Origin of the sequence: Cellulomonas avistercoris (assembly GCF_014836445.1) — a bacterium.
Taxonomy (GTDB): Bacteria; Actinomycetota; Actinomycetes; order Actinomycetales; family Cellulomonadaceae; genus Cellulomonas; species Cellulomonas avistercoris.
This window is the reverse complement of the sequence record NZ_JACSQV010000013.1, coordinates 94490-117388: the sequence shown is the minus strand read 5'-3', so window position 1 is coordinate 117388 and position 22899 is coordinate 94490. Positions and strand designations below refer to the sequence as shown.

Below are 22899 nucleotides of genomic sequence, written 5' to 3'. Positions count from 1 at the left end.
CAGACTGGTCGTCGGGTCGTCGGACGTGTTGACTCGGGGACGGTGGCACCGCGGCCGTCCGTCTCGGCCGCGTCCCGCGCCGCCGACCACGAGGAGGCCACCGCCCATGGTGCGACGCACCGGACTGATCGACACCGCCGTCGAGTCGCTGCGGTCCCGCATCAGCTCCGGGGAGTGGCCCGTGGGGTCGCGCATCCCGCCCGAGCCGTCGCTCGTCGAGCTGCTGGGGGTCGGGCGCAACACCGTGCGCGAGGCGGTGCAGTCGCTCGTGCACGCGGGGCTGCTGGTCCGGCGCCAGGGGTCGGGCACCTACGTCCTGTCGTCCTCCGAGCTCGCCGTCACCATGAGCCGGCAGATCGCCGACGCACGGCAGCGCGACGTCGTGTCCGTGCGCCGGGCGCTGGAGATGGAGGCTGCCCGGCTGGCAGCGCGCCGTCGCACCGCGACCGACGCCTCCGACCTGCTCGCCAAGCGTGACGCCCGAGCCCGCGCCTACGCGGGCGGCGACCTCGACGAGATGGTCTCGACGGACCTCGAGCTGCACCGGGCGATCGTCCGTACCTCGGCGAACCCCGTGCTGCGATCCCTCTACGACAACCTCATCGAGGCCATCGGGGACAACATCCGCTTCAACTTCGTCACCGACGCGCACGCGCACGACTCGCACGACTCGCTCATCGAGGCCATCGTCGCGGGCGACCCCGACCGCGCCGCGTCCGAGACGAGCGACTACCTGTCGGGCCTGCTCGACGACGCATGAGCCGCAGCACCGGAAAGCGGGCGGAGAGGCCCCGGGAGGGCTGGTAGTCTCGGGGATCGCCGCGCGCCCGTAGCTCAGCGGATAGAGCGTCTGCCTCCGGAGCAGAAGGTCGAAGGTTCGAATCCTTTCGGGCGCACCACCACCACGAGCCGTCCCGCTCTCCCGAGCAGGGCGGCTCGCGGCGTCCCGGGCGGCATGTCGACCTGCGTCGCGAAGGCCCGACGGCGCGGAGCCGCGTCCGGACGGGTGACCCCCTGCCGTAGCCGGACGCCCCGCTGCCACGATGCTCGCGTGACGACGTCCGACCTGCCCATGGCCGATCTCGCCGCCCGCTGGAGCGAGCTCCTGCTGGCCGACGTCGGACCGGGCGACAGGCCGACGCGTGCGGTGCGCGACACCGGCTCGGTGCTGCGGCCGCCGGCGACCGAGGACCAGGTCGCGGCCACCGAGCGCAGGATCGGGCGGCGGCTCCCGCCGTCGTACCGCGAGTTCCTGCTGCTCAGCGACGGCGCGTACGCCGACATGAACGGCGTCCGTCTCGTCTACCCGCACGGCGGGCCCGAGCGGCCGCCCACCGAGTCCGACGTGGTGGGTGTCGTGCTCCTGCCCGTCGGCGACCTGAGGTGGCTGCGGGACGTCGACCCGTTCATGGCGTCGCTGTGCGCGCAGGACGACGACGAGCCGGACCCCGTGGTCGTCGACGGCGAGGAGGCGTGGCCGTGGACCCCGTTCGCGTCGGGTCTGGTCATCTCCGTCGACCACCGGCCGGGCACGACGTGCCTCGTGCCGGTCGACGGCGAGCAGGAGTGGCAGGTCTGGCACATCGCCAAGGAGACGTCGCAGGTGTTCGTGTCGTTCCGGTCGTTCCTCGCGCACGAGGTGGAGGTCCGCGAGCCGGTCACGACCCTCGCCGAGACCTTCGCGGTGATCGAGCGCGCCGAGCGGCGTGACTACCGGGCGGTGCGACGGCTCGCGCGCGTCACGGCCCCCGACGCCGTGGACGTCCTGGCCGGCCTGCTCGCCGACCGGACGAGCTGGGCCGGCCACGCCGTGCACGCGCTCGGTCGCATCGGGACCGACGAGGCCGTCGACGCGCTCGCCCGGGTACGGCCGCAGGGCGCCCCGCAGGCCCTCCTGCTCGCGGGCAGCGACCGTGCCCGCGACGTGCTGGCGGGCTGGGGCTGCGTCACGCAGCTCGCGGCGCTGGGCGACCCGCGCGGCACGACGCTCGCGGTCGAGCGGCTGCGTCCCGGCGCACCGACCGCGACACGCGACGAGCTGAACGCCGCGATCCAGGTGCTCGCGGTCCACGGCGACGCCGGGCACGTCGACGTGCTCCGGCCGCACCTCGACGGCGAGCCCCTGACCGAGTTTCTCGCGGCCCACGCGCTCGCGGTCCTGGGTGCCGAGGCAGGGCGCCGCCGCCTCGAGCAGATCGCGGCGGGGGACGGGCCGATGCACGCGTCCGCCGAGGCGTGGGTGCAGATCCTCGCGCAGCGCGACGCGGCCGCCGGGACGGAGCTGGCCTAGACCCCACCGGTCGCGACCGGGTGCACCCGGCGGGACCCAGGTCCCGTCGCACCCGTGCACCGAGCGCCGCAGCGAGACCCGGCTCACACCGCGGGGACTTTCATCCCACCTTTCTGGGACCCCCCCGACCTAACGTCGGTACCAGCGACGAGCCCTCCGGCGTCCGTCCCCCTCTCACCACTCACCGGGAGTCGAAGGTGTCCGAGACCACCAAGAAGAGCACCCGCGCGAAGGCTCCCGCCGCCGCGCCGGCCGAGGCACCCTCGGCCACCGCCGCAGCGCAGCCCGCCGGCTCGGCCCTCGGCGTCACCGAGGTCGACGCGGTTGCGCAGGCCATCGACGAGCTCGTCGCGAACGCCACCAAGGCGCTCGCCGAGTTCGCGTCGATGACCCAGGAGGACGTCGACCGCTTCGTCAAGAAGGGCGCCGTCGCGGCGCTCGACCAGCACGGCCAGCTCGCCAAGCTCGCGGTCGAGGAGACCGGGCGCGGCGTGTTCGAGGACAAGGCCGTCAAGAACATCTTCGCGTGCGAGCACGTCACCAACTCGATGGCGAACCTCAAGACCGTCGGCGTCATCAACGTCGACGAGCTCAACGGCATCACGGAGATCGCCGAGCCCGTCGGCGTCATCGCGGGCATCACCCCGGTGACGAACCCGACCTCGACCGCGATCTTCAAGTCGCTGATCTCGCTCAAGACCCGCAACCCGATCATCTTCGCGTTCCACCCGAACGCGCAGCGGTCCTCGGTCGCCGCAGCCCGGATCGTGCGGGACGCGGCCGTCGCCGCGGGCGCCCCCGAGCACTGCATCCAGTGGGTCGAGGCCCCTTCGCTCGCCGCGACCGGTGCGCTCATGAACCACCCGGGCGTCGCGACCATCCTGGCGACCGGTGGCAACGCCATGGTCAAGGCCGCCTACTCGTGCGGCAAGCCCGCCCTCGGCGTCGGGGCCGGCAACGTCCCGGCGTACGTCGAGAAGAGCGCCAAGCTCGCCCGGGCGATCAACGACATCGTGCTGAGCAAGGCCTTCGACAACGGCGTGATCTGCGCCTCCGAGCAGGCCGCGATCCTCGACGACGAGATCTACGACGCCGCGATGGCCGAGTTCGCCCGGCTGCACGCCTACCGCGTGAGCCCGGCGGAGAAGGCCAAGCTCGAGCAGTTCATCTTCGGTGTCGAGGCCGGTGGCGAGAACTGCGGCGGCGCGAAGCTCAACGCCGCCGTCGTCGGCAAGTCCCCGGTGTGGATCGCCGAGCAGGCCGGCTTCACCGTTCCGCGCGACACCTCGATCATCCTCGCCGAGGTCTCCGAGGTCGGCCCCGCCGAACCGCTGACCCGCGAGAAGCTGTGCCCTGTGCTGGCGGTGCTGCGCGCGTCGTCCACCGAGGAGGGCATCTCCCTCGCGGAGCAGATGGTCGAGTTCGACGGCCTGGGCCACTCCGCCGCGATCCACACGCAGGACGAGGCGCTCACGGTCGAGTTCGGCAAGCGCGTCAAGGCGATCCGGGTCATCTGCAACGCACCCTCGTCGCTCGGCGGCATCGGTGACATCTACAACGCGTTCATCCCGTCGCTCACGCTCGGCTGCGGCTCCTACGGCCACAACTCGGTGTCGAACAACGTGTCGGCCGTGAACCTGATCAACGTCAAGCGCGTGGGCCGGAGGAACAACAACTTGCAGTGGTTCAAGGTCCCCGCCAAGACGTACTTCGAGCCCAACGCGATCCGCTACCTGGCGGACATGCCGGACGTCGAGCGCGTCACCATCGTCACGGACACCACCATGACGAACCTCGGGTTCGTCGACAAGGTCCTCGACGTCCTGCGCCGGCGCTCCAACAACGTCGCCGTGCAGATCATCGACGAGGTCGAGCCCGAGCCGTCCGTGCGCACGGTCCAGAAGGGCGCCGCGAACATGCGGCACTTCCGGCCCGACACGATCATCGCGCTGGGCGGCGGCTCGCCCATGGACGCCGCGAAGGTCATGTGGCTGCTCTACGAGCACCCCGAGATCGTGTTCTCCGACCTCAAGCAGAAGTTCTTCGACGTGCGCAAGCGCGCGTTCAAGTTCCCCGTGCTGGGCGACCTCGCCAAGCTCGTCTGCATCCCCACCACGTCGGGCACCGGCGCGGAGGTCACCCCCTTCGCCGTCATCAGCGACCCCGAGTCGGGCAAGAAGTACCCGCTCGCGGACTACGCGCTGACGCCGACCGTCGCGATCATCGACCCGGTGCTCACGCACAAGATGCCGCGGTCGCTGGCGGCGGACTCCGGCTTCGACGCCCTGACGCACGCGACCGAGGCGTTCGTCGCCGTGTACGCCAACGACTTCACCGACGGCATGGCGCTGCAGGCCATCCGGCTCATCTTCGACAACCTCGCGCAGTCGGTGAACGGCGACCCGACCGACCCGGTCACGCAGGACGCGCGGGAGAAGATGCACAACGCGGGGACGATCGCGGGCATGGCGTTCGGCAACGCGTTCCTCGGCATCGTGCACGCGATGGCGCACACGATCGGCTCCACGTACCACCTGGTGCACGGCCGGACGAACGCCACGCTGCTGCCGCACGTGATCCGCTACAACGGGACCGTCCCGACCAAGCTCACGAGCTGGCCGAAGTACGAGTCGTACGTCGCGCCCGAGCGGTTCCAGCAGATCGCCGCGATGCTCGGCCTGCCGGCGTCGACCCCCGAGCAGGGCGTCGAGTCCTACGCCCTGGCGGTCGAGGCGCTGCGCGCCAAGGTCGGCATCCCGTCGTCCTTCCAGGCGCAGGGCGTCGACGAGCAGGAGTTCATGAGCCGGCTCGACGAGGTCGCGATGGGCTCCTACGAGGACCAGTGCGCCCCGGCGAACCCGCGCATGCCGATGATCGACGACATGAAGGACCTCATGACCGCGGCCTACTACGGCACGTCGCTGGAGGACGTCCGGAACCGCCGCGAGCGGGCGGGGGCCTGACCGACTCCCCGACGGTCCGCCGCGCCACCTCGTGGCAGCGGCCCCCCGTCACCGCTCCGACGCCCCCGACCGGCACTGCCGGGCGGGGGCGTCGCCGTGCCCGGGCTCGTACCCGGCCGTCCACCGCGCGCGGCAGGCCGGGTCGGGGCAAACTGGGCGCCCCCGGCCACCCCCCGGCCGGGCTCCCGAACCGAAGGAGGGTCCCCGTGGCCACGCTCGGCTCCCCCACCCGTCGTCCCCGGCCCCGCACCGTGACGCCCCACCACGGGCTCCGCGTCGTCCACGCGCTCGCAGCAGGTGCCCTCGCGCTGGGCCTGACCGCGTGCACCGACGGCGACGTGCAGGAGGCCGCGGACGGCCTGTCGAACGCCGCGCAGGGCGCGGCCGACGAGATCACCGCCGCCGGGGACAAGATCCAGCAGGCGCTCGCCGACGCCCAGACCCACGCCGACGAGGCACGTGCCGGTGTCGACGCCGCGCGGTCCGAGGTGGCCGGGCTCGGTGACGACGCACGCGCACAGGCCGACTCCGCGGTGACCTCGGCGCAGGCGGCCGTGGACCAGGCGGAGCTGGCCGTCGAGGAGGCGAAGGCCGACGGTGCCGAGGCGTCGTCCCAGGCGCTGGCCGACGCGCAGGCGAAGGTCGACGCGGCCCGCGCGGAGCTCGACGCCGTCACCGCGGGCGCGGGCGCCGAGGCCGGCGGTGCGCTGCAGGACCTGGGCAGCCAGCTCGCGGCCCTGGGCGAGGACCTCAAGGCCGCGACGCAGTGACGTCGGGCAGCAGGCGTCCGGCGGGCGGGTCGGGTGAAATCCGCGACTTGCCCGCACGGACGTTGTCCGAGGGCCTCCACCTGCCGATCTTGAGGGTATGACCGTTCGCACGCAGACCCGCGAGGTGCGCCGCCACCGCACGGAGTGGTGGGTCGTCGCCGCATGGGCGTCGCTCGCGCTCCTGGTGGTCAGCGGCCTGCTCGCCGCCGCCGGCCTGCTCTGAGCGCACCACCCCGGGACCGGCCGCGCCGCCGGACCCTATGCTCGCCGCGTGACCAGCAGGTGGCAGCAGGTGGCGGCAGCGGCGGGGCTGCTGGAGGCGGACGGCTCCGCGCGCGCGACGATCTTCGCCGAGATGTCCGCGCTCGCGACCCGCACGGGCGCGGTCAACCTCGGGCAGGGGTTCCCCGACGTCGACGGGCCGCAGACGGTCGCGCGTGCCGCGTCCGACGCGATCCTCGCCGGCGTCAACCAGTACCCGCCGGGGCCGGGCACGCCGGCGCTGCGTGCGGCGGTCGCCGCCCACCAGCGCACCCGCTACGGCTTCGAGGTCGACCCGGACACCGAGGTGCTCGTCACGACGGGCGCGACCGAGGCGCTGGCCGCGGCCGTGCTCGCCCTGACGGGCCCCGGTGACGAGGTCCTCACGCTCGAGCCGTACTACGACTCGTACGCGGCGGTGATCGCGATGGCGGGCGCCACGCACACGACCGCACCGCTGCGCCCGACGCCCGACGGCTTCCTCCTGGACGTCGAGGCGCTCGAACGCGCCGTGACCCCGCGCACGCGCCTGCTGCTCCTCAACTCGCCCCACAACCCGACGGGTGCCGTGCTGCGGCGCGCGGAGCTCGAGGCCGTTGCGCGCGTCGCCCGTGCGCACGACCTGCTCGTGGTGACCGACGAGGTCTACGAGCACCTGGTCTTCGGCGTCGAGCACGTGCCCGTCGCGACGCTGCCGGGCATGGCCGGCCGGACGCTGACGGTCTCGTCGAGCGGCAAGACGTTCTCGTTCACCGGCTGGAAGATCGGCTGGGTCACCGGGCCCGCGGAGCTGGTCGCGGCCGTGCGGACGGTCAAGCAGTTCCTCACGTACGTCTCGGGCGCACCGTTCCAGCCGGCGGTCGCGCACGCGCTGACGGACCCGGAGGCGCTGGCGTGGGTCGACGGGCTCGTGACGTCGCTCGCCGAGCGGCGCGACCTGCTCTGCGACGGCCTGCGCGACGCCGGCTTCGACGTCGTCCGGCCCGACGGGACGTACTTCGTGCTCGCCGACGCCGCACCGCTCGGGGCCGTGGACGGCATGGCGTTCTGCCGCGACCTCCCGCAGCGCGCGGGCGTCGTCGGCGTCCCCGTGAGCGCGTTCACGCGGGAGGGCTCCCCCACCCACGAAGCGCTGCGCACGTGGGTGCGCTTCACGTTCGTCAAGCGCCGGGACGTGCTGGAGGAGGCGGTCGCCCGGCTGCGCGCCGCGTTCGGCTGACGCACCCGCCGGGCGTCAGGCCAGCTGCCACGCACCGCCGCGCCGGAACGCCGGTGTGGCCAGCGCGAGCACGGCCAGGCCCACGACGGCCGCCCCGAGCATGACCGCGGCCATCGCGACCGCGCCGCCGCCCAGGACGCCGGACAGGTTCGCCACGACGCCGCCGGTCCCGGCCTGCAGCGCACCGATGACCGCCGCCGCGGTGCCGGCCATCGCGCCGTGGCGTCCCAGGGCGATGGCCGACGCGTTCGGCGGCGCGAAGTTGACGAGCGCGAGCACCAGCCACAGGACCACGAGCAGGGCCCACAGGCCCCCCGCGCCGGTCAGCGCGAGCACGAGCAGGACCCCGGTGAGCACGACCGTGAGCACCATGGCCACCCGCAGGATCCGGATGGGTGCGACGCGACGCACGATCGCCGCGTTGATCTGCGCACCGAGGACGAGGCCCGCGCCGTTGACGGCGAACAGCAGCGCGAACTGGTGGCCCGTCAGGCCGTACCCGACCTGCAGCACGAACGGCGAGGCCACGACGTAGGTCATGAGCACGGCCATGGTCAGTCCCGGCAGCACCGCGAGCGCGACGAAGTGGCGGTCCCGCAGCAGCCGCGCGTACCCGGACAGCGCGGTGCGCACGCCCCCGGTCCGCCGCCGCTCGGGCGGCAGCGTCTCGGGCATGCGCAGCAGGACGACGACCCACAGCGCCACGCCGAAGAGCGCGAGGACCACGAACACGGCTCGCCAGCCCCACTGCCCCGCGATGAGCCCGCCGATGGAGGGTGCGAACAGCGGCGCGACACCGATCACGAGCATGAGCCGCGACATCATCCGCGACGCGTCGGAACCCGTGAAGCGGTCGCGGATCAGCGCCATCGCGACGACCGTCGCCGACGCGTTGAAGAAGCCCTGCGCCACGCGCAGCGCGACCAGCGGCACGATCGCGGGGGCGATCGCGCAGAGCAGCGACACCACGACGTGCATCGCGACGCCGACGAGCACCGGGGCACGGCGCCCGAACCGGTCGGACAGCGGCCCGATGACGAGCTGCCCGACCGCGCCACCGACGAGCATGCCGGTCATCGTCAGCTGCGCGGCCGCGGCCGACGTGCCGAGGTCGCGCGCGACGTCCGGCAGCGAGGGCAGGTAGATGTCCGTCGACACCGCGGGCAGCGCGCACATCGTGCCGAGCAGGAGCACGTACCGCGCGTCGGGGCGGTGGGGGGTCGCGTCGTCCGGCGGTGCGGCACCGGACCCCGGGGGGCCGGTGACCGGGGAGCCGGGAGAGCCCGGCGCAGCGGACGAGGGGCCGGCGGCGGTGGCCGGCGAGGAGCCGGGGGCGGTGGCGCGAGGGCGGGACGAGTGCATCGCTCTCCATGGTCGCACCGTGGGCCACGGTGCACGAATCGATTCGACGACGCGGGCGGCCGTGGGTCCGGGGGCACCGCGGGCCCGCGGTGCGCGTGTCGGTGCCCGGTGGCAGGCTGACCAGCATGTGCGGCAGGTACGCGTCCTTCCGGGAGGACCAGGCGATCGCCGACGAGTTCGCGGTGGCGACCGTCGCGGACGACGTGCGGCTGCTGCCGCCGTCGTGGAACGTCGCGCCGACGGACGGCGTCCGGATGGTCGTCGAGCGCGCGGACCGTGCGACGGGCGAGATCACGCGCCAGCTGCGCGTCGCCCGGTGGGGCCTGGTGCCCTCGTGGGCCAAGGACCCGTCGATCGGCAGCCGCATGATCAACGCCCGCGTCGAGACGCTGGCCGACAAGCCGGCGTTCGCCAAGCCGCTGGCGGCGCGCCGCGCGCTCCTCCCGGCGGACGGCTACTACGAGTGGCAGGCCGGTCCCGAGCCGCCCGCCGGCTCGCCGCGCGGCCGCAAGGCGCCCAAGCAGCCGTTCTGGATCCACCCGCAGGACGGCTCGGTCGCCGCTCTCGCCGGCCTGTACGAGTTCTGGCGCGACCCGACGAGGGCCGACGACGACCCCGACCGGTGGCTGGTCTCGGTGACGATCGTGACGCGCCCGGCCACCGAGGCGATGGCCGCGATCCACGACCGGCAGCCGCTCGTCCTGCCGCCCGACGCGTGGTCCGCCTGGCTGGACCCGGCGGTCGGGGTCGACGGCGCCCGCGAGCTCCTCGACGTGCCTCCCCCGCCCCTGCGGGCGACACCGGTGTCGACCGGCGTCAACGCGGTGGCCAACAACGGCCCGTCCCTCATCACCCCGACAGGCCCCGACCTCACGACGTGAGCCCGTCGCGGGTGGGGTCGGGGACGCAGGGCGACCCGGACCCCGCCCGCCACGCCTTCCGTGGCGGCGGTCACGCGCAGCGCGGGCAGCGGTCCGCGGTGGTGGGGTGGCCGGCACGCGTCAGGGCCTGCGCGACCTGGACCGCGACATGGCACGGACCACCGGCCACGTGGGACCAGCGGTAGCGCAGCGTGAGGTCGTCGTGCTCGAGCAGCACCGCGTTGTCCCGCCACACGTCCCGGTCGGTCGTCCCCCCGGGGTGCGCGAGCCGCCCGTCGAGCTCGACGCGCACACGCATCCCCGGGTGCACGCGGTCGGCGCGGATCCACCCGCCCGCCACGCGCTGCCGGACCTGACCGACCGTGCGCGGCAGCCGGTGCGCGCGCTCGACGTCACGCACGTAGCGGTGCTCGAGCGGTGACTCGATGCCGAGCGTCGGGTCCGCGAGCACCGCGCGCAGCAGCTCGCGGTGAGGCAGGGCACGGCGCTCGGCCGCCCGCAGGAGGACCCTCGCCGAGCTCGCACCCGCACGCACCGCCTCCGTGACCACGGCGACCGCGGCGTCGTCGTCCGCGGCCTCGCCGAGCAGGTCGAGCACCGTCTCGGCCATGTCGACCGTACGCAGCCGGCCGGCGGCGTGCGGCATGGTCCGACGTCGGTGCACGACGAGACCGGTCTGCGGGTCGACCGTGCGCGGCCGCGGCACGCTCACGACGAGGTCAGGCCCGGGGTCGCGGAGCAGCCCGTGCAGGTAGCCCGCCGACGCGTGCGACAGCGCGGCGCCGCGACCCGCCGCGAGGACCGCGGCGTGCGCCTGCTGGCGCCACGCGACCGTGCCGGACTGCAGCACGACGACCCCTCGGTACGCCCGCTGCCAGCGCCCGTCCGCCACGCGGCGTGCCACCGTCCGCCGCGGCGTCCCCGCGCTCTGCAGCTGCGCGACGCTCGCGACGCCCTCCTGCCGCAGCACCACGGAGCGCACAGGCTCGGGCAGCGCGACGACGTCGGCGAGCAGCACCGGGCGCGGCGCGGGCGGTCGGACCATGCCGGCGAGCGTGCCACGCACTCGCACCCACCGGGCCGGCCCCGCCCGACCTGTGGAGAACCCTTGTCCGGAACCCGCTCGCGGGCGGGGTCGGGGACACCGGGCGACCCCGTGCCCGCCCGCGAGCGCGGTGACGGTCAGCGGGCGGCCGACTCCAGGCGGTACGGCAGGACCTCGCCGACGCCGGCCAGGTCGCGCGGCGGCTGCGCGGTCAGCCGGAAGCGGGGGTCGCCGGACAGCACCTGGGCGGTGACCGCGTCGACCAGGACCGTGCTGGGGTCCGCGACGTCGGTGAGGCGCGCGGCCAGGTTGACGCTCGGGCCGAAGACGTCGCCGAACCGGGACAGCACGCGACCCCAGACGAGTCCGACCCGCACGGGTGTCACGCCGCGGGCGCCCTCGGCGAGCCCTCCGGCGCCGCGCGCCGCCTCGACGTCGAGCGACGTCCCGAACGCGTCGGCGAGCCCGATCGCGATGGCCGCGCCCGCGCCCGGGGAGTCCGCGATGAACAGCACCGCGTCGCCGATGGTCTTGACGACGCGTCCACCCGCGTTGACGACCACGTCCCGTGCCGCGGTCTCGAACCGCTGGACGAACAGCGACAGGTCCGTCGACCCCAGGCCGGCCGTGCGACGCGTGAACGACACCATGTCGGCGAACCCGACGGCACGCGCGAGCGGCAGCATGCTGCCGTCCACCGCGACGTCGCGCAGGTGGCCGAACTCGGCGGCGTAGCGGTCGGCGACGGCCGCGAGCTGGCGCCGGTAGGAGTGCAGGAGCTGCTGCTCGAGCAGGGGCGCGAGGTCACGCAGACGGTCGAGGACCAGCAGCCGCGCGGAGGTGTCGTCGAGCTCGTACCGCGTCGCCATGTCCTCGACGAGGGCCTCGACCTGCCACAGCGCGAGCCGGTCCGACGTGTGCCCGAGCGCGCGGATCACCGTGACGACCGTGCTCAGCGCCAGGCCGTGCACGACGACGAGCTCCTGCGCCATCGCCAGGGCGCGCGCGTCACGCTCGGTGAACATGACCTCGTCGTCGCCGAGGCTCGGCAGGCCGAGGGTCCGCCAGAAGTCGCGCACGGTGTCGAGGTCCAACCCCGTACGGTCCGCCAGGTCCCGCGCGCTGAGCGTCCGGGGGCCGCCGAGCAGCAGCTCGTCGAGGGCGTCCGTGGAGCCGCCGGCCGGTGCCTCCGGGGGCGCCGGGACGGGGTCGGCGCCCGCCGTCCCCGTGTCCTGTCCCCGACCTTCCGGCACGGGAATCAGCCTAGTTCACGAGGCTGTGCCGCCGGTCACCCGCACGTGCGTGACGTCGCCGGCCAGCACGCGGTGCGTCGCGCCGTCGTCGGACCGCACGACGAGCGCGCCGTCGGCTCCCAGCTCCGTCGCGGTCCCGACCAGCGCGGCGCCGCCCGGCAGCTCGACGCTCACCCGCTTCCCGAGGGTCGCGCACACCGACGCCACCTCGTCGAGCAGCCCTGCAGCGACCGCGTCGCCCTGGTGCTCGGTCCAGCGCTGCGCGACCTCGTCGAGCGCCCGGACCAGCGCGACGAGGACGTTCGCACGGTCCGCCGCCCGGGCACCGGCGATCGCGAGCGACGTCGCCCACGGCACCGGCAGCTCGTCGGGCCGCTGGTCGACGTTGACGCCGATGCCGACCGCGACGGCCGGCACCTCCGGCACCACCTGGGCGAGGATGCCCGCGACCTTGCGGGCGGTCCCCCACCCGTCGAGGTGCTCGACCTCGTCGCCCAGGTCGACGAGCACGTCGTTGGGCCACTTGAGGACGGCCGGGACGCCCGCGGTGGCGCGCAGGGCGCGCACGGCGCCCAGCCCGGCCAGCAGCGGGAGCCACGCGTACGTCGCCGGCCCCGACCGCGGGCGGGCGACGAAGGTGCACGTCAGCGACGACCGGGACGGCGTGGTCCACGTGCGTCCCGCGCGACCGTGCCCCGCGGTCTGGTGCTCGGCGACGAGGAGGCTGGCGTGGGGCCACGTGTCAGGCGCGACCCGCAGGCCGGCGAGGACGACGTCGTTGGTCGACGCGGTCTCCTCGACCACGTCGAGCCGTGCGAGCGGTCCCGCGGGTGCGAGCAGCAGCTCGCGCAGCGTGTCGACCTCGAGGGGCGGGCGCACGGTCATCGGGCCATCATCGCGCAGCACCGGTCGGCGGTGCGGCACCAACGCCCCGGACCGTTCTTGTCGGGTCTCCACAGCCGCTCCCGGGCAACACGGTCGGCGGGGTGCACGCTGCGGGTGGACGGGCACAACTAGCCTTCGTCGGGTGACCCAGGACGACCCCGGCGCGCTCAGCGTCCCGACCGCACCCGCCCGCACGACCGCCGGGCTCCTCGAGGACCTGCGGGCGCGGCGAGCCGCGGCCGTCGACGTCGCGGAGGAGAACGCCCTCGTCAAGCAGCACGCGCGCGGCAAGAAGACGGCCCGTGAGCGCATCGAGGCGCTGCTCGACCCGGGCTCGTTCGTCGAGCTCGACGCGTTCGTGCGGCACCGCTCGACCAACTTCGGCCTCGAGAAGAAGCGCATCGCGGGCGACGGCGTGGTCGTCGGGCACGGCACGGTCGACGGCCGCCCGGTGTGCGTGTACTCGCAGGACTTCACCGTCTTCGGCGGGTCGCTGGGCGAGGTGCACGGCCAGAAGATCACCAAGGTGATGGACCTCGCGCTGCGCACCGGGGTGCCGCTGGTCGGCATCAGCGACGGCGGCGGCGCGCGCATCCAGGAGGGGGTCGCGGGCCTCACGCAGTTCGCGGAGATCTTCCGGCGCAACGTCGCCGCCTCGGGCGTGATCCCGCAGATCAGCCTCATCCTGGGCCCGTCGGCGGGCGGTGCGGTCTACTCCCCCGCCCTGACGGACTTCATCGTCATGGCCGACGGCACGTCCAACATGTTCATCACGGGCCCCGACGTGATCCGCGCGGTGACGGGCGAGGACGTCGGCTTCGAGGAGCTGGGCGGCGCGACGACGCACTCGACGCGCTCGGGCGTCGCGCACTACATGGCGTCCGACGAGGACGACGCGATCGACTGGGTCCGCACGCTGCTGGCGTACCTGCCGACCAACAACCTCGCCGACCCGCCCGCGTACGGGCACGAGGCGGACCTCGAGGTGACGGACGACGACCGCGTGCTCGACACGCTCGTGCCCGACTCCGACAACCAGCCGTACGACATGCACACGGTGCTCGAGACCGTCCTGGACGACGGCAGCTTCCTCGAGGTGCAGTCGCTGTACGCCCAGAACGTCGTGATCGGCTTCGGGCACGTCGAGGGGCACCCGGTCGGCATCGTCGCCAACCAGCCGATGCAGATGGCGGGGACGCTGGACATCAACGCCGCGGAGAAGGCCGCGCGGTTCGTGCGCACGTGCGACGCGTTCGGCATCCCGGTGCTGACGTTCGTCGACGTGCCCGGCTTCCTGCCCGGCACGGACCAGGAGTGGAACGGCATCATCCGGCGCGGCGCCAAGCTCATCTACGCCTACGCGGAGGCCACGGTCCCGCTCGTCACGGTCATCACGCGCAAGGCCTACGGGGGCGCGTACATCGTCATGGGCTCCAAGCAGCTCGGTGCCGACGTCAACCTCGCCTGGCCGACCGCGCAGATCGCCGTGATGGGTGCCGGTGGCGCCGTCAACATCCTGCAGCGCGGCGCGCTGCGGACGGTCGCCGACGCGGGTGGCGACGTCGAGTCCGAGCGCCGCCGCCTGACGTCCGAGTACGAGGACGCGATCGTCAACCCGTGGGACGCTGCCGAGCGCGGCTACGTCGACGACGTCATCGAGCCGTCCGAGACCCGCGCGCAGATCGTCCGCGCGCTGCGCCTGCTGCGCAGCAAGCGTGCGAGCCTGCCACCCAAGAAGCACGGGAACATCCCGCTGTGAGGAGTCAGTCATGAACGACGGCGGCCACGACGAGCACGAGGGCCACGGTCACGGCCACCCCGACGAGCACGACCCCGCGTCGCACGGGCGCGAGCCGCTCAGCGGCGTCGACGCGGGCGAGCTGCACCGCACGGTCGACGAGCTGGCGGCGGCGCTGCACGCGTACGTCGAGACGGCGGTGGGCGTGCGTGCGGAGTTCGGCGCGCGCGAGGCCGACGAGGACCCGCGGGTGCTGGCGCTCGAGGGGCGGGTCGGCACGCTGAACGCGCAGCTGTACGACCTGCTGCACGCGCGCCTCGGTCTGCACGCGGACCTCACGGGCATGACGTGGGACGACGGCGACACGGACGTCGACGTCCCCGTCGAGCCGGGCGACCACGACACGTTCCACCTCGGGTTCGTCGTCGAGCTGCCCCCCACGGTCAGCGACCTCACCCTCGACGCGGTCATCGACCTCGTCGACGACGGCGGCGCGCAGATCGCGCACACGCTCACGGAGCGCGGGTACGTCGTCGGCGAGTGGGGCGCGGGCCGCGGTGCCCCGGTGCTGCTCGACGACGAGGACGACGAGGGCGACGAGGAGGACCTGTGACCGCCGAGCCGCAGGACGTCGCACGGGCCGAGGCCCACGTCCACGTCGTGCGGGGGGCCCCGGACGACGACGAGCTCGCCGCGCTGGTCGCCGGGCTCGTCGCGACCGCGGCGGGCCACGACCCGCAGGACGAGGACGCCGACGTGCCCGCGCGGGCCGCGCGGGCCCGGTGGATGGCACCCGGGCGCCTGCGCGGCGCGGCCGTGCCGGCGCACGGACCCGACGCGTGGCGGTGGAGCCTGCGCGTCTGACGCATAGGGTGCGGGGGGTGACGTCCTCCTCGGCATCCCCCCGTCCCGTCAGCCCCGTCGACGCCGTCGCGGACGCGTACGTGACCACGCTCGCCCGGCTGCACCCCGTGGGTGCGACCTACCTGGGCGTCGTCGGCCACGAGCGCGAGATGACGGACTTCTCCCCCGACGCGGCGGCGGAGCGGGCTGCGGCCGCACGCTCCGCGCTGCTCGCGATCGAGGGGCTCGCGCCGGCGGACGCGGTCGACGAGGTGACGGCCGCGTCGATGCGGTACGCGCTCGGGACCGAGATCGACCTGCACGACGCCGGCGAGACCGCGCGCCTGCTCAACAACATCTCCTCGCCCTCGCAGCAGGTCGTCGAGACGTTCGACCTCATGGCCACCGACACCGAGCAGGCGTGGGACGACATCGCCGCGCGGCTCGCGGCCGTGCCCGCCGCCATGTCGTCGTACGTCGCGTCGCTCCGGTCGGCCGCCGCGCGCGGTGACGTCGCCGCCGTCCGGCAGGTGGCCGCCGTGGTCGAGCAGGCCCGGGAGGTCGCCGACCCGCAGCGGTCCGCGTTCACGCGCCTCGTCCAGGGCGCCGACGCGCGCCGCGTGCTGGGCGACGACCACCCGCTGCGTGTCGACCTCGAGCGCGCCGCGGGTGTGGCGCGCGAGGCCTACGCGGACCTGGCACGCGTCCTGGCCGACGAGCTCGCGCCGCAGGCGCCGCAGGCCGACGCGGTCGGGCGCGAGCGCTACGCGCTGTGGTCCAGGCACCACGTCGGCGCGGTCCTGGACCTCGACGAGACGTACGCGTGGGGCCTCGAGGAGCTGGCCCGCGTGCAGGCGGAGCAGGCGCAGGTCGCGGCGCAGGTGGCCGGGCCGGGTGCGACCGTCGAGCAGGCGGTCGCGCTGCTCGACGACGACCCGGCACGGCAGCTGCCCGACACCGAGTCGCTGCGGGCGTGGATGCAGGCGACGTCGGACGCCGCGATCGAGGCGCTCGACGGCACGCACTTCGACATCCCGGCACCGGTACGGACCCTCGAGTGCCGCATCGCACCGTCCCACACGGGCGCGATCTACTACACGGGCCCGAGCGACGACTTCAGCCGCCCGGGCCGGATGTGGTGGTCGGTGCCCGAGGGCGTCACGTCCTTCTCGACGTGGCGCGAGCGCACGACCGTCTACCACGAGGGCGTCCCCGGTCACCACCTGCAGATCGCCCAGGCGGTGTTCGAGCGCGCGACGCTCAACTCGTGGCGTCGCCTCGCGGCGTGGACGTCGGGCCACGGCGAGGGCTGGGCGCTGTACGCCGAGCGGCTCATGGCCGACCTGGGCTTCCTCGACGACCCGGGCGACCGCCTCGGCATGCTCGACGGGCAGCGGCTGCGCGCCGCGCGCGTGGTGTTCGACCTGGGCATGCACCTGGGCCTGCCCGCCCCGGCCGAGGTCGGCGGGGCGTGGACGCCCGAGTCCGGGTGGGACTTCCTGCGGGCCAACGTCAACATGTCGGACGCGTTCGTGCGCTTCGAGTTCACGCGCTACCTCGGCTGGCCGGGGCAGGCGCCGTCGTACAAGGTCGGGCAGCGCCTCTGGGAGCAGGCGCGGGACGCGGCGCGCACCGCCGCGGCGGACCGCGGCCAGCTCTTCGACCTGCGCGACTTCCACGCCCGCGCGCTCGCGCTCGGTTCCGTCCCGCTCGCGGTGCTGCCGGACGCGCTCGCCGGCTGAGCGCCGTCAGACCAGCAGCGTCCAGCCGTACTTGGCGAAGACGACCGCCGCGAAGAGCACGAGCACCGCGACGGTGACGAACCAGTCGTTGCCGGACGCGACGAACCGCCGCGCCCACGGCCCCCAGCGCCCGGGCAGCCGCAGGTGCCCGTCGCGCACGTTGATGCGGGTCAGACCCGCCCAGACGAGCGTCGTCGTCACCGTGATGAGCAGGCACCACGGGCACAGCGCGCCGATCTCGAAGAACGACTGCTGGAACAGCCACCAGGCGAACACCAGGCCCGCGGTGTAGACCGCCTGGGCGCTGAGCATGAACCAGCGAGGGAAGACCACGCCGCCGAGCATCGCGATCGCGACCGTGATGACGATGGCCTCCGCCGCGATGCCGAGGAAGGCGTTGGGGAACCCCAGCAGCTGCGCCTGCCAGGTGTCCGCGACGGCGCTGCAGGAGATGAACGCGTTGAGGTCGCAGCTCGCCGACGCGGTCGTGTTGGTGGCGTTCGCCACCGCGACGTGGATCGCCTCGATCGACAGCACGAACGACGTGTACAGCCCGATGAGACCCGAGACGACCATCTCGATCGCGGTCCGCCGGCGCCACGGCAGCGGCGCCGGCCCCAGCAGGTCGGGGTCGTCGTCGAGGTCGCCCGGCAGTGCGACGAGCGCGTCGTCGTGCTCGTCGGCGACGCCGACCAGCTCGCCGTCGCCCACGTCCTGGGTGGTCTCGTTCACCGCGGCCTCCTCGCCCCTGCTCCTCGGACGCGCCATTGTGCCCTGTCCCGCTGTGAGTGCGGCAGGTCCGACGTCCCGTGACCCGCGGCCCGCCCCTGGTCACGACCCGGGCGCGCAGGACGACTAGGGTCGGCGCGTGACCCGGCTCCTGCTCGCCTCCGCCTCCCCCGCCCGCCGCGCGACGCTCACCGCCGCCGGGCTCGCGCCCCTCGTGGCCGTCTCGGCCGTCGACGAGGACGCCGTCCTCGCGGCCGCGCGCGAGCGCTTCGGCGCCCTCGAGCCGGCCGACGCGGTCCTCGTGCTGGCACAGGCCAAGGCGGAGGACGTCGCTCGCCGCCTCGACGACGTCGAGGTCGAGGGCTGGGACGACGACGACGTCGTGGTCCTCGGCTGCGACTCGATGCTCGAGCTCGACGGCGAGGTGCTCGGCAAGCCGAGCGACGCCGACGACGCGCTGGCCCGGTGGCGCGCCATGCGGGGACGCTCAGGCGTCCTGCACACCGGCCACTGGCTGGTCGACGAGCGGGACCCGTCCGACGGCGGGACGCGCGCGACGCTCGGTGCGACCGCGTCGACGGTCGTGCACTTCGCGGACCTGTCCGACGACGAGGTCGCCGCGTACGTCGCCACGCGCGAGCCGCTCGCGGTGGCGGGCGCGTTCACGATCGACGGGCTGGGCGGCCCGTTCGTCGAGCGCATCGAGGGCGACCACCACAACGTCGTCGGCGTCAGCCTGCCGCTGCTGCGCCACCTGCTGGCGGACATCGACCTGACGGTCCCGGACCTCTGGCGTCGCTGACGCGTGGGGCGCACGCCCGCTCTGGTGGATTCCTACAAGAGGCGACGGCGGCCGGTTGAGGAATGCCTCAGTCTTGCGGCGACGCCAGGGTCGCAGCGCGGGCGCGCGACGCTCGCGCGCTACGGTGAGCCGTGCCTCCCATGACCAAGGTCCTTGTCGCGAACCGCGGTGAGATCGCCGTCCGCATCGCCCGTGCCTGCCGCGACGCCGGAGTCGCGTCCGTCGCCGTGTACTCGGACACCGACCGGGACGCCCTGCACGTGCACGTCGCGGACGAGGCGTACGCGCTCGACGGCGCCCGTGCCGCCGAGACGTACCTCGACATCCCCAAGCTCCTCGACGTCGCGCGCCGCTCGGGAGCCGACGCGGTGCACCCGGGCTACGGCTTTCTCGCCGAGAACGCGCAGTTCGCGCAGGCCGTCATCGACGCGGGCCTCGTGTGGGTCGGGCCGCCGCCCGCGGCGATCGAGGCGCTGGGCGACAAGGTCAGCGCGCGGCACATCGCGCAGCGTGCCGGCGCCCCGCTGGTCGCCGGCACCCCGGACCCCGTCACCGACGTGGCCGAGATCCACGCCTTCGCCGCCGAGCACGGGCTCCCCATCGCCATCAAGGCCGCGTTCGGCGGTGGCGGCCGTGGGCTGAAGGTCGCCCGCGAGGCCGACGAGATCGACGAGATGTACGAGTCCGCCGTCCGCGAGGCCGTCGCGGCGTTCGGGCGCGGCGAGTGCTTCGTCGAGCGGTACCTCGACCGTCCGCGCCACGTCGAGACGCAGTGCCTGGCCGACGCGCACGGCACGGTCGTCGTCGTCTCGACCCGCGACTGCTCGCTGCAGCGCCGTCACCAGAAGCTCGTCGAGGAGGCGCCCGCGCCGTACCTGAGCGACGAGCAGAACGCCGCCCTGGTCACCGCGTCGCAGGCGATCCTGCGGGAGGCCGGCTACGTCGGCGCCGGGACCTGCGAGTTCCTCGTCGGGCAGGACGGCACGGTCTCGTTCCTCGAGGTCAACACGCGCCTGCAGGTCGAGCACCCGGTCTCCGAGGAGATCAGCGGCATCGACCTCGTGCGCGAGCAGCTGCGCATCGCCGCGGGCGAGCCCCTGGGATACACCGAGGTCGCCACGCGCGGGCACTCGATCGAGTTCCGCATCAACGGCGAGGACCCGGCCGCGGGCTTCCTGCCCGCGCCGGGCCGCATCAGCCGCCTGCGCTTCCCGTCCGGGCCGGGCGTCCGCGTCGACTCGGGCGTCGTCGAGGGCGACACGGTGTCCGGCATGTTCGACTCGATGATCGCGAAGGTCATCGTCACGGGCGCGACGCGCCGGCAGGCCGTCGAGCGCGCACGCCGCGCGCTGGCCGAGCTCGAGGTCGTGGGCATCCCGACCGTCGTGCCGTTCCACCGTGCGGTGCTCGACGCCGAGGCGTTCGTCCCGGCCGACGACGCGCAGCCGTTCACGGTCCACACCCGGTGGATCGAGACCGAGTTCGCCGAGACCGTCGCGGGCCTCGGCGGCACGCCGGGACCGTCGCACGACGAGGAGCAGCTGCCCGACGGCGCGCTCGAGCGGGTCGTCGTCGAGGTGGGCGGCAAGCGCCTCGAGGTCGTGCTGCCCGCCGCGCTCGGACTGGGGCGCGGGTCGGCGGGAGCGGGGCGCCTCGGGGGCGGACGTCAGGGTGCGGCACCCCGTCGTGCACCGCGCGCCCGCGCCGCACGCACGGGCGGCTCGAACGGCACGGTCCTGTCGTCGCCCATGCAGGGCACGATCGTCAAGGTCGCGGTCGCCGAGGGCGCCGTCGTCGCCGAGGGCGACCTGGTGGTCGTGCTGGAGGCCATGAAGATGGAGCAGCCGCTCGTCGCGCACCGCGCCGGCACCGTGCAGTCGCTCACGGCGGCCGTCGGGTCGAGCGTCACCGCGGGCGGCGCGATCTGCGACATCGTCGGCTGACCGCGGGCCGGCCGTGACCAGCGGAGCGCAGCGCCGTCCCGGGGACGGCTGGGTCCCGTGCGCCTGCGGTCAGCGGCACTGGGGGCTGCACGGGGCCGCCGGGCTGCTGCTCGTGCGTCGCGACGCCGCCGGCCGCGCGACGGACGTCGTGCTGCAGCACCGCGCGACGTGGAGCGACCACGGCGGCACGTGGGGCCTGCCGGGCGGGGCGCGCGAGCCCGACGAGACCGCGGTGCAGGCCGCGTTGCGGGAGGCTCACGAGGAGGCGGGCGTCGACGCCGCGGCCCTCGCCGTGCGCGGCGAGCACGTGCTGACCCACCCCGACTGGTCGTACACGACCGTCCTCGCGGACGCCGTGGTGCCGTTCGCACCCGCCGCGACCGACGCCGAGAGCATCGAGGTGGCCTGGGTCGCGCTCGACGAGGTCCCGCAGCTGCCCCTGCTCCCGGCGTTCGCCGACGCGTGGCCCGCCCTGCGCGCGCGCCTGGACACGTGACCCGCCCACCCGGACGGCTGGTGGGCGGGGTCCGGGTCACCTGACGTCCCGAACCCCGCCCGCGAGCATCGGGTCACGGGTCACGGGTCACGGGGCACGGGGCACGGGTCACGGCCGTTGGCAGAGGGAGCGTCAGTCCTCGCTGCGCTGGTGGAGCATGCGCGCGACCTCGCCGATCGTCCCGGACATCGACGGGTACACCGTCGACGCCTCGGCGACCTCGTCGGCCGTGAGCCGGTGCGTGACCGCGAGCGTGAGCGGGAAGATCGACTCGCTGGCCCGCGGGCCCACGACGACCGCCCCCAGCACGGTGCCCGTGCCGGAGTGCGCGAAGATCTTGATGAACCCGTCCCGGACGCCGAGCATCTTGGCGCGCGGGTTGCGCGACAGCGGCAGCATGCTCGTGCGGTAGTGCGCGTCCATCTGCTGCAGCCGCGTCTCGGACAGGCCGACGGTCGCGATCTCGGGCGCCGTGAAGATGTTCGCCGAGATGCCACGCAGCGACAGCGGCCGCACGGCGTCGCCGAGCGCGTGGGACATGGCGATGCGGCCCTGCGTCGCGGCCACCGACGCGAGCGGCAGCACCCCCGTGCAGTCCCCCGCGGCGTACACGCCGCGCACGTTGGTGCGCGAGACCTTGTCCACCTCGACGTGCCCGGACGGCGTCAGCCGCACGCCCGCCTCCTCGAGGCCCAGGTCGCGCGTGGTCGGCACGGACCCGACCGCGAACAGCACGTGGGACCCCTCGACCGTGCGGCCGTCCTCCAGGGTCACGACCACGCCGTCGGCGGTGCGCCGCGCGGCGGACGCGCGCGAGCGCGACATGACCGTCATGCCGCGCTGCCGGAAGATCCGCTCGATGAGCTCGGCCGCGTCCGCGTCCTCGCCGGGCAGCACGCGGTCCCGGCTGGAGACCAGCACGACGTCCGCGCCGAGCGACGTGTACGCGCCCGCGAACTCGGCACCGGTGACACCCGACCCGACGACGATCAGGCGCTGCGGCAGCTCGGTGAGGTTGTACATCTGGGTCCACGTGAGGATGCGCTCGCCGTCGGGGCGCGCGTCGGGCAGCACGCGCGGCGTCGCACCGGTCGCGACCAGGACGACGTCGGCGTCCAGGACGCGCTCGCGGCCGTCGGCCTCCGTGACCGCCACGTGCTCGGCGTCGACGAGGCGCCCCGTGCCGGTGACGACGTCGACACCCTCGCGCTCGAGCCGGCCCCGGATGTCCGCGGACTGCGCCGACACGAGCGCCTTGACGCGCGCGTTCACCGCCGGCACGTCGATGCGGTGGCGCAGCACCGCCGCGGCGGGCGCGTCCCCGGCGACGGCGTCGCCGTCCGCGAGCGCGTCGAGCCGGATGCCCAGCTCGGGGGCCCGGTCGGCGATGGTCATCCACTCCGCCGTCGCGATGAGGGTCTTGGACGGCACCACGTCCGTGAGGACGGCCGAACCGCCCAGGCCGGAGCGCTCGACCACCGTGACGTGCGCACCGAGCCGGCGTGCGACGAGCGCCGCCTCGTACCCGCCCGGTCCGCCGCCGACGACGACGACGCGCCCGCCGGCGGGGTGGTCGGGCGCCTCACGGACGGTGGAGGCGGCGGTCGATGCCGCCACGTGGTTCTGGTCAGCGGTCGCTGCGGTCTGCTGGCTGCTCACGGTCCCATCCTGCCCCGG

General features: G+C 74.4%; 20 protein-coding genes and 1 tRNA gene. 15 read left to right on the top strand and 6 right to left on the bottom strand.

Annotated elements, in window-relative coordinates:
* Positions 1-106 precede the first annotated feature (106 nt).
* The 7 genes from H9657_RS14860 (at position 107) to H9657_RS14830 (ending at position 7503) form a co-directional block, all read left to right on the top strand.
* Positions 107-760 (top strand): FadR/GntR family transcriptional regulator, encoded by a 654-nt coding sequence (locus tag H9657_RS14860; RefSeq protein WP_191784193.1) that lies wholly within the window; start codon positions 107-109, stop codon positions 758-760.
* Positions 761-823: 63 nt separating this feature from the next.
* A tRNA-Arg gene (locus H9657_RS14855) sits at positions 824-899 on the top strand.
* 152 nt (positions 900-1051) lie between these two features.
* Positions 1052-2290: an SMI1/KNR4 family protein gene (locus tag H9657_RS14850; RefSeq protein ID WP_191784192.1), complete on the top strand. Its 1239-nt coding sequence runs from the start codon at positions 1052-1054 to the stop codon at positions 2288-2290.
* Between the two features lie 197 nt (positions 2291-2487).
* On the top strand, positions 2488-5253 hold the full coding sequence (gene adhE, locus H9657_RS14845) for a bifunctional acetaldehyde-CoA/alcohol dehydrogenase (protein ID WP_191784191.1): 2766 nt from the start codon (positions 2488-2490) through the stop codon (positions 5251-5253).
* Positions 5254-5459: 206 nt separating this feature from the next.
* Positions 5460-6023 carry a hypothetical protein gene (locus H9657_RS14840; protein WP_191784190.1) on the top strand — a complete coding sequence of 188 codons (564 nt, stop codon included), beginning with the start codon at positions 5460-5462 and terminating at the stop codon, positions 6021-6023.
* Positions 6024-6120: 97 nt separating this feature from the next.
* Positions 6121-6246: a molybdopterin oxidoreductase gene (locus H9657_RS14835; protein WP_191784189.1), complete on the top strand. Its 126-nt coding sequence runs from the start codon at positions 6121-6123 to the stop codon at positions 6244-6246.
* Positions 6247-6294: 48 nt separating this feature from the next.
* Positions 6295-7503: a pyridoxal phosphate-dependent aminotransferase gene (locus tag H9657_RS14830; protein WP_191784188.1), complete on the top strand. Its 1209-nt coding sequence runs from the start codon at positions 6295-6297 to the stop codon at positions 7501-7503.
* 15 nt (positions 7504-7518) lie between these two features.
* Here the strand turns inward: H9657_RS14830 and H9657_RS14825 are convergent, their stop codons facing one another.
* On the bottom strand, positions 7519-8865 hold the full coding sequence (locus H9657_RS14825) for a multidrug effflux MFS transporter (protein ID WP_191784187.1): 1347 nt from the start codon (positions 8863-8865) through the stop codon (positions 7519-7521).
* A gap of 125 nt (positions 8866-8990) precedes the next feature.
* On the opposite strand from H9657_RS14825, the gene H9657_RS14820 reads away from it, so the two are divergent.
* Positions 8991-9746 carry an SOS response-associated peptidase gene (locus tag H9657_RS14820; RefSeq protein WP_191784186.1) on the top strand — a complete coding sequence of 252 codons (756 nt, stop codon included), beginning with the start codon at positions 8991-8993 and terminating at the stop codon, positions 9744-9746.
* Between the two features lie 70 nt (positions 9747-9816).
* Here the strand turns inward: H9657_RS14820 and H9657_RS14815 are convergent, their stop codons facing one another.
* The 3 genes from H9657_RS14815 to H9657_RS14805 all read right to left on the bottom strand — a co-directional run bounded on the left by H9657_RS14815 (position 9817) and on the right by H9657_RS14805 (position 12929).
* Positions 9817-10791: a type IV toxin-antitoxin system AbiEi family antitoxin domain-containing protein gene (locus H9657_RS14815; RefSeq protein WP_225215370.1), complete on the bottom strand. Its 975-nt coding sequence runs from the start codon at positions 10789-10791 to the stop codon at positions 9817-9819.
* Between the two features lie 137 nt (positions 10792-10928).
* Entirely contained in the window at positions 10929-12044 is a 1116-nt protein-coding gene (locus H9657_RS14810; RefSeq protein WP_191784185.1) for an adenylate/guanylate cyclase domain-containing protein, read from the bottom strand.
* A 15-nt stretch (positions 12045-12059) separates the two neighbouring features.
* The gene (locus H9657_RS14805; protein WP_191784184.1) at positions 12060-12929 is read right to left on the bottom strand and encodes a biotin--[acetyl-CoA-carboxylase] ligase; all 870 of its coding nucleotides are present in this window, start codon (positions 12927-12929) and stop codon (positions 12060-12062) included.
* 142 nt (positions 12930-13071) lie between these two features.
* Between H9657_RS14805 and H9657_RS14800 the strand changes: the two genes are divergently transcribed.
* The 4 genes from H9657_RS14800 to H9657_RS14785 are packed head-to-tail and all read left to right on the top strand — an operon-like array spanning position 13072 to position 17252.
* Positions 13072-14688 (top strand): acyl-CoA carboxylase subunit beta, encoded by a 1617-nt coding sequence (locus H9657_RS14800; RefSeq protein WP_191784183.1) that lies wholly within the window; start codon positions 13072-13074, stop codon positions 14686-14688.
* 10 nt (positions 14689-14698) lie between these two features.
* Positions 14699-15280, top strand: a complete 582-nt coding sequence (locus tag H9657_RS14795; protein WP_191784182.1) for a hypothetical protein — start codon at positions 14699-14701, stop codon at positions 15278-15280.
* A complete protein-coding gene (locus H9657_RS14790; protein ID WP_191784181.1) occupies positions 15277-15531 on the top strand; it encodes an acyl-CoA carboxylase subunit epsilon in 255 nt (84 codons plus the stop codon). Before H9657_RS14795 ends, H9657_RS14790 begins: the two co-directional genes overlap by 4 nt.
* A 17-nt stretch (positions 15532-15548) precedes the next feature.
* Positions 15549-17252: a DUF885 domain-containing protein gene (locus tag H9657_RS14785; protein ID WP_191784180.1), complete on the top strand. Its 1704-nt coding sequence runs from the start codon at positions 15549-15551 to the stop codon at positions 17250-17252.
* Between the two features lie 6 nt (positions 17253-17258).
* On the opposite strand, the gene H9657_RS14780 is transcribed toward H9657_RS14785, so the two are convergent.
* Positions 17259-17984, bottom strand: a complete 726-nt coding sequence (locus tag H9657_RS14780) for a vitamin K epoxide reductase family protein (protein ID WP_318241529.1) — start codon at positions 17982-17984, stop codon at positions 17259-17261.
* Positions 17985-18120: 136 nt separating this feature from the next.
* On the opposite strand from H9657_RS14780, the gene H9657_RS14775 reads away from it, so the two are divergent.
* The 3 genes from H9657_RS14775 to H9657_RS14765 all read left to right on the top strand — a co-directional run bounded on the left by H9657_RS14775 (position 18121) and on the right by H9657_RS14765 (position 21222).
* Entirely contained in the window at positions 18121-18783 is a 663-nt protein-coding gene (locus H9657_RS14775; RefSeq protein ID WP_191784178.1) for a Maf family protein, read from the top strand.
* A gap of 140 nt (positions 18784-18923) precedes the next feature.
* Positions 18924-20726 (top strand): ATP-binding protein, encoded by a 1803-nt coding sequence (locus H9657_RS14770; protein ID WP_191784177.1) that lies wholly within the window; start codon positions 18924-18926, stop codon positions 20724-20726.
* 13 nt (positions 20727-20739) lie between these two features.
* The gene (locus H9657_RS14765) at positions 20740-21222 is read left to right on the top strand and encodes an NUDIX hydrolase (RefSeq protein WP_191784176.1); all 483 of its coding nucleotides are present in this window, start codon (positions 20740-20742) and stop codon (positions 21220-21222) included.
* 132 nt (positions 21223-21354) lie between these two features.
* On the opposite strand, the gene H9657_RS14760 is transcribed toward H9657_RS14765, so the two are convergent.
* Complete coding sequence (locus tag H9657_RS14760; RefSeq protein WP_318241528.1) at positions 21355-22881, bottom strand: NAD(P)H-quinone dehydrogenase; 1527 nt, start codon at positions 22879-22881, stop codon at positions 21355-21357.
* Between the last annotated feature and the right edge of the window lie 18 nt (positions 22882-22899).